A 13,400-nucleotide genomic window follows, 5' to 3' on the forward strand; every position below is an offset into this window, starting at 1 on the left:
AACGCCTTCCGTCAGCGCGGCTGCGTCGCGCTCGCCATCCGGCAGGTGCCCTTCCAGATCCGCAGCCTCGACGAGCTGACCGTGCCCGCCGTTCTCGGCAAGCTCGCCGAGCGCCCGCGCGGCCTGGTGCTCGTCACGGGCCCCACCGGCTCGGGGAAGAGCACGACCCTGGCCGCGATGATCGACAAGATCAACCGCGAGCGGCGTGGCCACATCCTCACCATCGAGGACCCGATCGAGTTCATCCACCGCCACCAGGGGTGCATGGTGAACCAGCGGGAGGTGGGCAGCGACACCCAGAGCTTCGGGCGGGCGCTGAAGTACGCGCTTCGGCAGGACCCCGACGTGATCCTGGTGGGCGAGCTTCGCGACCTGGAAACGGTGCAGGCCGCGCTGACCATCGCCGAAACGGGCCACCTGTGCCTGGCCACGCTGCACACCAACTCCGCGGCCGAGACCATCAACCGCGTGATCGACGTGTTCCCCTCGCACCAGCAGCCGCAGATCCGCGCGCAGCTGGCGTTCGTGCTGGAGGGCGTGGTCACCCAGCAGCTGCTGCCCAAGGCGCGCGGACGGGGCCGGTCGATGGCGTGCGAGATCATGGTGTGCACGCAGGCCGTGCGCGCCTGCATTCGCGACGACAAGATCCACCAGATCTACTCGGCCATGCAGGCCGGCAAGAAGCACGGCATGCAGACGCTGAACGACGCGCTGTACCAGCTGTACGTACAGCGCGAGGTGTCGCTGGAGGAGTGCGTGAAGCGCACGTCGGACCCCACCGAGTTCCTGCGCATGGTGGGCGAGCCGGTGCCGAACTGAACGGCGGTACCCAGTACAGAGTGCCGAGTACCGAGTACCAGGTACCAGGCACTTGGTACCTGGCACCTGGTACCTTCCTTAACCTGACCCGCTCATGCCCGTATTCGCCTACAGCGCCCGCGCGGCCAGCGGCGAGCTGACGACCGGCGAGATCGACCTGCCCACCCGCGACGAGGTGGTGGGCTACCTGGTGCGGCAGCGGCTGCGCCCGGTGTCGGTGAACGCCAAGGCCAAGGAGATCAACATCACCTTCGGCACGGGGATCAAGACCCGTGAGGTGGTGATCTTCACGCGCCAGTTCGCCACCATGATCAACTCGGGGCTGCCGCTGGTGCAGAGCCTGACCATTCTGGCCGAGCAGACCGAGAACAAGAACTTCCAGTCCATCATCAGCGCGGTGCTCAACGACATCCAGGCCGGCATGACGCTGGCCGACGGCATGCGCAAGCACCCCAAGGTGTTCACCGAGCTGTACGTGAACATGGTGGCCGCCGGCGAGGCGGGCGGCATTCTGGACATCATCCTGCTGCGCCTGGCGCAGTTCCTGGAAAAGAACGACGCCCTGGTCCGCAAGATCAAGGGCGCAATGACCTACCCGGCCGTCATGCTGACGGTGGTGATCCTGGCCACCACGATCCTGTTGTGGAAGGTGGTGCCGGTGTTCGCCACCATCTTCATGGAGGCCGGCCTGGACCTGCCGGCGCCCACCCGCGTGGTGCTGGCGCTGAGCTCGTTCCTGCAGAACTACATCTTCTTCATCGTGCTCGGCATCGTTGGTGTCGTGTTCGCCATCCGGCGGTGGTACAAGACCGATACGGGGCAGCTGGCCATCGACCGCTTCCTGCTGCACATGCCCGTGCTGGGCGACATGCTGCGCAAGTCGGCGGTGTCGCGCTTCACCCGCACGCTGGGCACGCTGGTGAGCTCGGGCGTGAGCATCCTGGAAGGACTGCAGATCACCGCGCGCACGTCGGGCAACCGTGTGATCCACGACGCGGTGATGGCCTCGCGCGCCAGCATCGCCAGCGGCGCCACCATCGCCGAGCCGCTCAAGGCGTCGGGCGTGTTCCCGCCCATGGTGGTGCAGATGATCAACGTGGGCGAGCAGACGGGCGGCCTGGACGACATGCTGTCCAAGATCGCCGACTTCTACGACGACGAGGTGGACGCGGCGGTGAGCGCGCTGACCTCCATCCTGGAGCCCATCATGATCGTCGTTATGGGCGTGGTGATCGGCGGGATGGTGGTGGCCATGTACATGCCCATGTTCGACATGATCCAGACGGCGCAGGGGTAGAATCGTGCCTGATACGAACGCGCGCCTCCCTGCAATCGCCCCTTTCTCCGCGATCACGATGCGCATCCTGCTCTGTGCCCTGGCCCTGCTTTGCACCGCACCCTCGCTGTACGCGCAGGAATGCAGCTGGGAGCGCGACCGTCCCGCGCGCGGGCGCGAGGCGCGGGAGGACTCGATCCGCAAGGCGGTGGAGGCCGCCAACCGCCAGGCGCTCCTGGACGCAGCGGCAGCCGCGGGGGTGCGCGAGCCACGGGGTGTCGTGGTCTTCACCATGGAGCGCAACGGGAGCGAGCCCTTTCTTCGCATCTTCGAAGGCAATCTCGATGCGCCCACGCTGGCGGGCGTGCTGCCGGGAATGGTGCAGCGCGCGGGCCAGATCCCGCAGCGTGGGCCGGGGCGAATCACCCTGCACACCCGGCTCGATACCCTGCCGCTCCCCCCGGCGCGCGCGGACGGCAAGCGCCATGAGTGCCGCCCCATGCTGGCCAACCGGCACGTCATCCAGAGCGCGGTGAGCGACTGGGTCCGGCAGCAGGGCCCGGTGGCAACCCTGCCCGGCACGGCGTACCTGAGTATGTTCCTGAGCCGCGACGGCCGGGTGCTGCACTCCGAACTCGGCCGGCGGAGCGGAAACCTCGAATTGGACCGGTTCACCCTCGGGCTGGTTCCTCTGATCTCCCTCCGCGGCGCCACTGTGGACGGGGTGCCCACGGACGTGTGGGTACAACTCCCGATCGCCCTGCGCTAGCGGCCGGGCTGGCGCGCCCGCGCGGGTTCGGCGGCGGGGCATTCCAGGTGAGGAAGCAGGAGGGCTCGTGGTGCCGCCTCGTCGTACCGGGCGTAAAGACCTGCCGCCCATCGTAGCGTCGCCAGGAAGGCACCGGGGCATCCCCGGTGCCTTCTGCCGTTCCATCTCTGCATCCGCGGAGCTTCAGCCTTCGAGCAAAGGGAGCCATGCACGACGGGTCTGTGGTCGCCCCGACCGGGACGATGTCCATCGCCGAGAATCAGCTTCTCGCCGGGATGGGCGCCGACGTACGCGGCCAGATCGCGCGGCTGGCGGAGGTGATCGATGTCGCGGAAGGCGAGATCCTCTTCGACCTGGAAGATCGATCGGACGAGCTGTACCTGGTCCTGGGCGGAACGATCTGGCTTGGTCGCGGCGAGGGCGAGCGCAGGGTCACCTTCGCCATGGCGGGTCCCGGCGACTTCTTCGGCGAGATGTCGTACTTCGCGCCGGCGCCACGCTCTGCGCGGGCGCAGGCCGTGACTCCGGCCCGAGTCGCCCGGTTGGACAGAGCGGCGATCGAGCGGGCGCTCGAGCTCGCGCCTGCGTCGTTCACGCGGAATGCCATGTCCGCATTCATCCGGCGCGTCAGGGCCAGCAACGACGACCGCGTACGCGAAGCGCTGCAACAGGAGCGGCTGCAGATCGTGGGTCGAACGGCCATGGGCATCGTGCACGACCTGAAGAACCCGATCAGCGTGGTGCGCGTGGCGGCTTCCTGCCTGGAAGATGGCATCCCTCTCCAGGACCTGCCGGGGCGGCTACGGCGTGCCGCGGAATCCATGACCGGGATGCTCGATGGCCTCCTCGCGTTCACCCGCGGCGACGCGGGTCTCCAGGTTCAGCCGGTATCGCTGCGGACACTTCTGCTTCCGCTCGAGGAGCAGGCGCTGGAAGCGATGGAACGGCGCGGCGTGCAGGTGGAGAGAGATCTGGACCCCGACCTCGTCGTCGTCGCCGATCCGGGCCGCCTCTCGCGGGCACTGCTGAACATCGTGAAGAACGCAGGCGAGGTGATGTCCGATGGAGGGCGGCTGACCCTAACGGTCCGGCAGGAAGCTTCCGATGTCGTGTTCTCCATCGCCGATACCGGAGGCGGGATCCCGGAGGAGGTCCTCCCCACGCTCTTTGACGCATTCGTGACGCACGGCAAAGCGGGCGGCACTGGGCTGGGCATGTCGATCACGAAAGCCTTCGTCGAGGCGCACGGCGGCTCGGTCGAAGTCCAGAACGATCGCGGTGCGGGAGCCACCTTCGTGATCCGTCTGCCACAGCCTGACCCTGCTGCTGATCCCGGGAATTGAGATCTCGACCCCGGATGACGGAACAAAGCGCGCCACCCCGCTGGAGTGGCGCGCTTTCGTTTGCGGACCGGCGCCTACTGCAGGACCGGCAGCGGGTCCTTGCCGTTGAAGCCGGCGCCCAGCGGCACCTTGATGCAGGCCGCGAAGTGGCCGCCACCCTTGTCCGCCAGGGGCGGAACGATGCTGGCGCAGTCCGCGTCCTTCAGCGGGTGCTGGCAGCGCGGGTGGAACGGGCACCCCGGCGGCGGGTTGGCCGGCGAGGGCACGTCGCCCTGCAGCACGATGCGCTCGCGCCGCACCCGCGGGTCGGGAATGGGCACCGCCGAGAGCAGCGCCTGCGTGTACGGCATCAGCGGGTTGCGGTACATCTCGCCCGATTCGGCGATCTCCACGATGCGGCCCAGGTACATCACGGCCACGCGGTCGGAGATGTGCTCCACCACCGACAGGTCGTGCGCGATGAACAGGAAGCTCAGCCCGAACTCCGTCTGAAGGTCCTGCAGCAGGTTGATCACCTGCGCCTGCACCGACACGTCGAGCGCCGACACCGGCTCGTCGCACACGATCAGCTCCGGTTCCACCGCCAGCGCCCGCGCGATCCCCAGGCGCTGCCGCTGCCCGCCCGAGAACTCGTGCGGGTAGCGGATGGCGTGCTCCGGCCGCAGCCCCACGATGCGCAGCAGCTCCGCGATGCGGTCCTTGGCCTTTTGCCCCGTGGCGATGCCATGGATGGAAAGCACCTCGCGCAGCATGTCGCTGATGGTCATGCGCGGGTTAAGCGAGCTGTACGGGTCCTGGAAAACGATCTGCACCCGCCGGCGCATCTTCCGCAGCTCGGCCTTGTCCATCTCGAAGATGTTGCGCCCCTCGAAGAGCGCCGCGCCGGCCGTGGGCTCGATCAGGCGCAGCACCGAGCGGCCCATGGTGCTCTTGCCGCAGCCCGACTCGCCCACGATCCCCAGCGTTTCGCCCCGCTTCAGGAAGAACGACACGCCGTCCACCGCCTTGACGTCGCCCACGTGGCGGTTGAAGAACCCCTTCTTGATGGGAAAGTACTTCTTCAGCCCGCGCACGACGAGCAGCGAGTCCGGCGGCGGCTCCATGTCGTCGGGCGTTTCGCCGCGCAGGTCGCTGTCGCCCTTTGCGGGGGGCAGCTCCGGGCGCTCCGGCGGCGTCTTGTGCACCGCATTGCGCAAGGCGCCGTCCGCCACGGTGCGCTCCACCCCGGCGCCCACCAGCGGCGACGAGACGGAGGCCGGCTCGGCGCCACCGCTGCGCTGTCCGTCGGCCGCGCCCTGGCCGTCGGCGGGGGTGCGCCCCTCGGGAGCGTTCGCCATCAGGCCACCTCCCCGCCGTCGAGGTCGGGGGCCAGGTCCGGCGAGCCCGCCACCGGCGTGGCCGCGCCCGTGCCCGTCAGCGCGCCCTCCGGGGTAAACCCGCCCGTCTCGCGGTTGATCTCTGCACGGCGTTCGGGATACTTCACCAGCCAGCACTTGTTCTTGCGCCCGGGCCCGATCTCGAACAGCGGGGGCGCCTCCTTTTCCGTCTTTTCCCAGCCGTACGGGCAGCGGTCGTGAAAGCGGCACCCGGTAGGCCAGGCGATGGGCGAGGGCACCACGCCGGGGATCACCGCCAGGCGGCCGACGTCCTGCCCCAGCTTGGGCATGGAGCGCAGCAGCCCCTCGGTGTACGGGTTCTGCGGGTTGTGGAACACGTCGTCGACGGGGCCTTCCTCGAACACCTGCCCGGCGTACATCACGATCACCCGGTCGCACGTCTCGGCCACCACGCCCAGGTCGTGGGTGATCAGGATGATGCTCATCCCGAGCTCGCTCTGCAGCTTGTTCAGCAGCTCCAGGATCTGGGCCTGGATGGTCACGTCGAGCGCCGTCGTCGGCTCGTCGGCGATCAGCAGCTTGGGGTCGCAGGCCAGCGCCATGGCGATCATCACGCGCTGGCGCATGCCGCCGGAAAGCTGGTGCGGGTACTCGTCCACCCGCTGGTGCGGAATGGGAATGCCCACCAGCTGAAGCATCTCGATGGCCCGCGTGCGCGCGGCCTTCTTGCTCAGCCCCTGGTGAAGCCGCAGCGACTCCTCGATCTGAAAGCCCACGGTGAACACCGGGTTCAGCGAGGTCATGGGCTCCTGAAAGATCATGGCGATGTCGTTGCCGCGGATCTGCCGCATCCGCTTTTCCGACGCCTGCGCCAGGTCTTCCATCTCGCCGTTGCTCCCGCGGAACAGGATGCGCGAGCCCTCCTGGATCTTCCCGGGAGGGTTGGGGATCAGGCGCATCACCGAGAGCGAGGTGACGGACTTGCCGCTCCCCGACTCGCCCACGATGCCCAGCGTTTCGCCGGGGTTCACGTGGAAGGAAACGCCGTCCACCGCGCGCGCGAGCCCCGCGTCGGTGCTGAACCAGGTGCGCAGGTTTTCCACCTGCAGAATCGGCCCGTCCGCGCCCGGCCGCGCGCCCGCCGTGTTGTCCGGTTGCGTCAAATCAGCCCCCATTCCCTGAACGCCGCCCATTCGTTCGGCTTCTCTGTCCACATCCACGCTGGATCGATCCACAGCCCGGGGATCACCTCGCTGGCCACGCGCGGCGGGTCTCCCAACGGCACGAGCTCGTACGCGCCCGCAGCCAGCCGGAAGACCTCCACCGTCTCCGCTTCCGGGTCGATGATCCAGTATTCACGCACGCCGCTGTGGGCGTATTCCACGAACTTGTCGCGCCGGTCACGCACCCGGCTTTCCGGGCTGATCAGCTCCACCGCCAGGTCTACCGGCCCGTCCACGAAGGTGCGCTTGAACCGGTGCTCGTTCTCGGGCGCCAGGTAGAACACGTCCGGCTCGCGCGCCACCTTCGCGCTGAGCCGTACCTGGAAGCCCGCCTGACCCACCAGGCCGCCGATCCCCTTCTGCGCCACGAAGCCGCTGATTGCCTTGTACAGAAATCCCCAGATCAGCAGGTGCCGGTCCGTCTGCGGGCTCATCTCCACCACCTTCCCGTCCACCCATTCCGCGCGAACCCCGTCGTACGCCCGGAGGAAATCTTCGTAGCTCACCGCGTCGGCGTTGCCGTGCGCCTGTGCAATCATCGCGGTCCCATCCTGCCGGGATGCGCGCCGCTCACGGGTCGCCATGCGGTCCTCACGTGCGCAGGCGCGGGTCCAGAGCGTCGCGCAGGCCGTCGCCCAGCAGGTTGAAGGCGACCACCGTCAGCACGATGGCCAGCCCCGGGAAGGTGGCGATCCACCACGCCTGCGTGAGCGCGTCGCGCCCGTCGGCCACCATGTTCCCCCAGGTGGGCGTGGGCGGCTGCACGCCCAGGCCCAGGAACGAGAGTGACGCCTCCGTCAGAATGGTCAGGCCGATGCCGAGCGTGGCCGACACGATGACCGGGGCCATGGTGTTGGGCACCACGTGGCGGGTGATGATGCGGAAGTCGCTGAACCCCAGCGCCCGCGCCGCCTGCACGAACTCGCGCTCACGCAGGGACAGCACCTCGCCGCGTACGATGCGCGACGTGCCCATCCACCCGGTGAGCCCCAGCACGATCACCACCAGCCAGAACGAGGGGTTCTCGAAGATTGCGATCACCACGATCAGCAGCACCAGCCGAGGGAAGGCCAGCATCATGTCGGTGACGCGCATCAGCACCGCATCCACCCAGCCGCCGAAGTAGCCGGAAAGCGCGCCCACCATGGTGCCCAGCGTGATGCTGATGCCCACCGCCACGAAGCCGATGGACAGCGAGATCTGCGCGCCGTACAGCGTGCGGCTGAAGATGTCGCGCCCGAACTTGTCGGTGCCGAACAGGTGTTCGCCCGAGGGCGGCAGGTAGCGCGAGGTGATGATGTCGCCCTGCGCCGCCGGGTCGTACGGGGCGATCAGCGGGGTGACCAGCGTGATCACGTACAGCAGGATCATCACCGCCATGCCGCCCATCGCCAGCCGGTTCTTCTTGAAGTGCCGCATGGCGATGGACCACTGCGAGTCGCCCCGGGTGCGCGACTTCGCCAGCTGCTTGCCGCTGACCGACTTCCACGTCCACCACGCCATTCCCGCGATGACGGCGATCAGCGTGGCGACGGCCACCCAGTAGTCCCACCCCAGCCGGGGGCGGGGCTCGGGAAGCAGCTGCCGGGCCTGGTGCCGCTGCCAGGCGGTGAGCGCCACCCACAGGGTGAAGGCCCAGGCCAGCACCAGCGTGGCCACGCGGCCCCACACGACGCCGGCGCCGCGGCGCGGGGCGGGGGCGTGAAGCTCCTGCCCCGTGGCCTGGGGCATGGGCTCGGGCGGGACCGACTCGGGATCGGGAGAAACGCGGACCATGTTCAGTCGTTCCGAATGCGGGGGTCGACCACGGCGTACAGCACGTCCGAAAGCAGGTTGCCCAGCACCACCATCGAGGCGATCACGAACGAGGTGGCCATCACCATCGGGTAGTCGCGCGCCAGGATGGCGTCGACGATGGCACGACCCATTCCCGGCCAGGCGAAGATGGTTTCCACCAGCACCGCGCCCGAAAGCAGGAAGGGCAGGTACAGCCCCAGCAGGGTGATGATGGGGATCAGCGCGTTGCGCAGCGCGTGCTTGAAGACCACGGTGCGCTCCGACAGCCCCTTCGCCCGCGCCGTGCGGATGAAGTCCTGGTGGATGACCTCGAGCATGGCCCCGCGCATGTACCGCGCGACGCCCGCCGCCGACCCGATCCCCAGGGCGATGGCGGGCAGGATCAGGTGCATCACCCGGTCCGTGAATTTTTCACTGCCCGTCAGGTACTCGTAGTCGATGCTCGTCATCCCCGAGGCGGGAAAGCTCAGCGCCCACCCTTCCTGCCCCGCCCGCAGCGAGAAGATCAGGATCAGCATCAGGGCGAACCAGAAGCTGGGCATCGAGTAGAAGAACAGCGCCAGGAAGGTCAGCACGTTGTCGGCGATGGAGTACTGCCGCACCGCCTGCACGATGCCGATGAGCATGCCCACCACGAAGATCACCACCAGCGAGATCAGGGTGAGCTGCATGGTGTTCCACAGGATCCCGGGCAGGATCTCGTTGATGGGCCGCATCTGGCCGAACGAGTAGCCGAAGTCGCCCGTGACGAAGCTCCACAGCCACTTGCCGTACTGCTCGTGCAGAGGCCGGTCGAGCCCGAAGTTGCGGCGCATCTGCTCCAGCACCTCTGGGCTCACGTTCGGATTGGCGAACTTGGCGATCGGGTCGCCCGGCGCCAGTTGAAGCACGAAGAAGATGAGCGTCAGGATCCCCAGCAGAAGGGGAATGGCGCCGAGCAGCCGCCGGACCAGGTATGCGAGCATCCTCTTACCTCGAGCCTCCCTTCGCGGAATCAGGCGCGGGCCCGCGCTGCGGGCCGCCGTTCACCCACCACTCCCAGGTGCGGGCGTACGCCCCGTAGCTGGTGACGTGCGTGCCCTTCAGCCGGGGGCTGATGCCGGTGGTGTTGTCGTAGTAGTACAGCCAGGTGTAGGGCTGGTCCTGCACGATCCTGGCCGCGGCGGCGCGCCACAGGGGATTCGCCTGCGCCGCTGTGGGCTGGCCGCGCGCCCGCTCGATCATGGCGGTCACTTCCGGGTTGCCGTAGCCGATCACGTTGTACGGCCCCTCGGGCGTCCACATGGCCGTCAGGTCTGCGTCCAGCGCCACGCCCCAGCTGCCAAGCGCCGCCTGGAAGTCGCGCTTCTGCGTCAGGTGGTTGAAGAAGGTGGTGAGCTCGTACATCTGGATGCGCGCGTCGATGCCCACCTCCTTCCACTGCCGCTGCAGGATGGTGACCACGTCCTGCCTGCGCTGGTTGCCCGTGTTGGTCATCAGCGTGAAGCGGAAGGGCTTTCCGTTCTTGTCGCGGATGCCGTCGTTGTCGGTGTCGCGCCATCCCTGCGCGTCCAGGATGCGCCTGGCGCCCTCGGGATCGTGGGCCAGGGGCCGCAGGGCGGGGTCGTGCAGGTCGCGGAAGATGGGCGAGTAGGGCCCGGCCGCGCGCTCGGCGTAGTCGCCCATCCGCAGCTGCTGCATGATGCCGCTCACGTCGATGGCCATTCCCAGGGCCCGGCGGATCTCCGGTTCCGCGAACTGCTCGACCGTTTTGGCGTTCCAGGCCACGAACTCCCAGTAGCGCCGCGCCTCGCGCCCAAAGGTGAGGCCGGGCTGCCGCTGCTGCAGCACGGGCGCCTGGTCGAACGGAATGCCGCGCGCGAAGTCGACGGTCCCGTTCAGCAGCTCGACGATTCGGGTCTGCGGGTCGGGGATCATGCGCATGACGATGCGGTCCAGCCGCGGCCTGACGGGAAAGTGCGGGTTGGGAACCAGCGTGACGGCCTGCCCGCGCTGGTGAGTGCCCACCATCCACGCCCCGCTCACCACCATCTTCGTCAGGTCGCTGAACACCGGGTGCGTGCCCAGCTTGTCATGCGGGGTAGAGGCGTACACGTGCCGCGGCGCCACGTTCAGCGCCGCGTCGAACATCATCCCCGGGTAGCGGCGCTTGAAGTGGATGACGACGGTGGAGTCGTTCTCCGCCTTCACCGAGTCGATCTGCTCGGTCATGTAGCTTTGCGGCGAGGCCGTTTCCGGGTCCGCGGCGGCCTGGTACGTCCACACCACGTCGTGCGCGGTGATGGGCTGGCCGTCGGACCACTTGAGGGCGCTGCGCAACCGGAAGCGCATGGCCGTGGAGTCGGGGCCCGTGTACTCGTAGTGCCAGGCCAGGGCCATGGGCGACTCGTCGGACAGGCGGTACACGGCCTGGCCGTTCTCCCAGCTCTGGCTGGTGAGGGCCATGTACATCACGTCCATCATGTCGCCGTCCGGGGCACCCGAAAAGAACAGGGGCATGGGCCGGCTCAGGTCGCCGATCTCGGCGATGACGGCGGTTCCGCCCCGGCGCGGCGCGCCCGCCGCTGCGGTGTCGCCCTTCGCCGCGCCGTCCGCCCCGCCGCGGTCGCCGCACGCGGCCAGCAGGGCGAGCGTGGCCACCGCCCACGCGCCCCGGCGCGCCCTGTCCCTCGCCGTTTTCATCATGGTATCCGCTGGTGTGTCCGTGCTGGTTGGGGAAGGATGCCGCCTGCCGACGCCAAGGGTCGCGGGGTTGGGTAGACGCGAATGCCGCGAGCCCGCGGAGGGCGGGCTCGCGGCGCGCCGGCAGCCGGTCAGCGCTGCCGCACCCACCAGTCGCGGATGTTCACGATCTTGCTGCGGGCGTCGGCTTCCACGTTCTGCACCCGGGGGCCCAGGCCGGCGATGTCCTCGCTCCAGTACAGGAACGTGATGGGCTGGTCCTGCTGGATCAGCTGCGCCCACTGGGCCCACACCTGCTTGGCCTGCGCGGCGTCGGTGCTGCGCATTCCCTGCTCGGCCAGCTGGTCAGCCTGCGGGTTGCAGTAGCCCGTGCGGTTGGCCGAGCCCTTCACCCGGGCCTGCGCGCAGGAGAACAGGGGCGTGGGATCTACCTTGAAGGTGTCGAGGCTCCAGTTGGCCAGCACGGCGTCGTACTCGCGCGCCTTGTACTGCTGGAGCATCGACTGGAACTCCTGCGGCCGGATGTCGATGGCCACGCCCGCCGCCTTCAGCTGCTGCTGCACCACCTGCGCGATGTCGGCGTGGGTGCGGTTGGCGGAGTTGATGGTGAGGGTAAACCGCAGCGGCTGGCCGTTCTTGTCGGCGACGCCGTCGTTGTTGGTGTCGCGCCACCCGGCCTGGGCCAGCAGCGCCTTGGCCTGGTTCACGTCGTAGGGCAGCGGCTGCTGCTGCGTGTACATGGGGCTCCACGAGGGAATCATCCCCGTGGCGGGCTGCCCGAAGCCGCCCAGCAGGCCGTCGATGATGCGCTGGCGGTCGATGGCCATCGTGAGCGCGCGGCGCACCCGCGCGTCGGCGAATAGCGGCCGCGTGTTGTTCCAGGCGAAGAAGGTGAACTCGCGCGACGGGTAGTGGCGCAGATCCAGCCCGCGCTGCTGCTGCACCTGCTTGGCCTGGTCGGGCTGCAGGGTGTAGGCGGCCATGTCGGCGGTGCCGTTCACCAGCTCCGTGACCATGGTGGTGGCCTCGGGGGTAATGCGGAACACCACGCGATCAAGGTTGGGGCGCCCGCCCAGGGGCTGCGGAAAGTCGGGGTTGGCGACCAGCGTGAGCGACTGGTTGGCCTTCCACTCGCCGAACTTGAACGGGCCGCTGCCGACCGGGCTGCGGTTGAACGGGTGCGTGGAAAGCTCGCCGGCCGACACGCCCTGCAGCAGGTGCCGGGGCATGGGCGCCCACCAGAAGGCGTCGAGCGCCTGGGCGTGCGGGGCCTTGAAATCGAAGCGGATGGTGTACGGGTCAACCACCGTGGCCGACTTCACCATGTTCAGGAACGCCGAACTCAGCAGCGAGGCGGCGGCGCTGTCCTGGGCCAGGTCGTAGGTGAACTTCACGTCCTCGGCGGTGACGGGCTTGCCGTCGTGCCAGCGCACGTCGCGGCGCAGGTGAAAGGTAACGTTGTTCTCCGTCAGGTCCCACCGCTCGGCCAGCCACGGCTGGGGCTGAAGCTTGGCGTCGTACTGGATGATGGGCGTGAACAGCATGTGCTTGATCACGTCATCGGTGGTCAGGTGCGTGTTGGTGACCGGGTTGAAGGCCTGGAAGTCGGTCGACACGGCGAGGGCCGCGGTTCCGCCCTGCTGCGGCGGCCCGGCGTCCTTGCCCTTTTCGCCCGCCTTGTCGCCACCGCCACCCCCGCCGCCGCACGCGGCCGCCAGCACGAGCAGTCCCGGCAGAACCCGCCGGAGATGTCTGGCCTTCATCCCGTCCCCCTCACGTCATCGGTGTGCACCACGCGCGCGCCGGACGCGGCGCCGCTGAGACCGGCTCAACGATGCCAAGTCCATGCCGGATTCTCGTAGTGGCCCCGGTGCCCCTCCGCGCCGCGCGTTTCGGCCTCGCTCAACCCCCCTCGTTCCAGCCGCGCGCCGGCCGTTTCCTCCCATCCCGCGGCCAGCGCGCCGACCAACTCGTTCCACTCCGGCGCCCGTCCCAGCAGCGCCGAAAGCGTGGCGGGCGGCGCGGGCGGATCCACCGGCGCACCGGTCTTCATCAGCGAAGGCACCAGCGACTGGTCGTCGTCGATGGGCAGCGAGCCGTGCTGAAGGATGATCCCCCGGTCCCGCCGCTGCGCGCTCCCCACCAGCTTGCCTC

General features: G+C 68.6%; 11 protein-coding genes and 1 pseudogene. 4 read left to right on the forward strand and 8 right to left on the reverse strand.

Annotated elements, in window-relative coordinates:
* The 4 genes from VIB55_RS21220 to VIB55_RS21235 form a co-directional block, all read left to right on the forward strand.
* The coding region (locus VIB55_RS21220; RefSeq protein ID WP_331878671.1) for a PilT/PilU family type 4a pilus ATPase at positions 1–819 on the forward strand (819 nt) is incomplete at its 5' end.
* 94 nt (positions 820–913) lie between these two features.
* Complete coding sequence (locus tag VIB55_RS21225; protein WP_331878672.1) at positions 914–2,116, forward strand: type II secretion system F family protein; 1,203 nt, start codon at positions 914–916, stop codon at positions 2,114–2,116.
* Between the two features lie 58 nt (positions 2,117–2,174).
* Positions 2,175–2,864: a hypothetical protein gene (locus VIB55_RS21230; RefSeq protein WP_331878673.1), complete on the forward strand. Its 690-nt coding sequence runs from the start codon at positions 2,175–2,177 to the stop codon at positions 2,862–2,864.
* 242 nt (positions 2,865–3,106) lie between these two features.
* Positions 3,107–4,207: an ATP-binding protein gene (locus VIB55_RS21235; protein WP_331878674.1), complete on the forward strand. Its 1,101-nt coding sequence runs from the start codon at positions 3,107–3,109 to the stop codon at positions 4,205–4,207.
* A 74-nt stretch (positions 4,208–4,281) separates the two neighbouring features.
* On the opposite strand, the gene VIB55_RS21240 is transcribed toward VIB55_RS21235, so the two are convergent.
* The 8 genes and pseudogenes from VIB55_RS21240 to VIB55_RS21275 form a co-directional block, all read right to left on the reverse strand.
* Positions 4,282–5,310, reverse strand: coding sequence for a dipeptide ABC transporter ATP-binding protein (locus tag VIB55_RS21240; protein WP_349263061.1), 1,029 nt, complete (start codon positions 5,308–5,310; stop codon positions 4,282–4,284).
* A 233-nt stretch (positions 5,311–5,543) separates the two neighbouring features.
* A complete protein-coding gene (locus tag VIB55_RS21245; RefSeq protein ID WP_331878676.1) occupies positions 5,544–6,707 on the reverse strand; it encodes an ABC transporter ATP-binding protein in 1,164 nt (387 codons plus the stop codon).
* Positions 6,704–7,306, reverse strand: a complete 603-nt coding sequence (locus VIB55_RS21250; protein WP_331878677.1) for a Uma2 family endonuclease — start codon at positions 7,304–7,306, stop codon at positions 6,704–6,706. The genes VIB55_RS21245 and VIB55_RS21250 overlap by 4 nt, the downstream gene beginning before the upstream one ends.
* A 52-nt stretch (positions 7,307–7,358) precedes the next feature.
* Positions 7,359–8,270, reverse strand: coding sequence for an oligopeptide ABC transporter permease (opp4C, locus tag VIB55_RS21255; protein ID WP_349263062.1), 912 nt, complete (start codon positions 8,268–8,270; stop codon positions 7,359–7,361).
* 275 nt (positions 8,271–8,545) lie between these two features.
* Positions 8,546–9,529, reverse strand: coding sequence for an ABC transporter permease (locus VIB55_RS21260; RefSeq protein ID WP_331878679.1), 984 nt, complete (start codon positions 9,527–9,529; stop codon positions 8,546–8,548).
* A gap of 4 nt (positions 9,530–9,533) precedes the next feature.
* Entirely contained in the window at positions 9,534–11,249 is a 1,716-nt protein-coding gene (locus VIB55_RS21265; RefSeq protein ID WP_331878680.1) for an ABC transporter substrate-binding protein, read from the reverse strand.
* Positions 11,250–11,377: 128 nt separating this feature from the next.
* Positions 11,378–13,009, reverse strand: a complete 1,632-nt coding sequence (locus tag VIB55_RS21270) for an ABC transporter substrate-binding protein (RefSeq protein ID WP_331878681.1) — start codon at positions 13,007–13,009, stop codon at positions 11,378–11,380.
* 65 nt (positions 13,010–13,074) lie between these two features.
* Positions 13,075–13,400, reverse strand: a pseudogene (locus tag VIB55_RS21275) (hypothetical protein); the annotation flags it as partial.

Source organism: Longimicrobium sp. (genome assembly GCF_036554565.1).
Classification (GTDB): domain Bacteria; phylum Gemmatimonadota; class Gemmatimonadetes; order Longimicrobiales; family Longimicrobiaceae; genus Longimicrobium.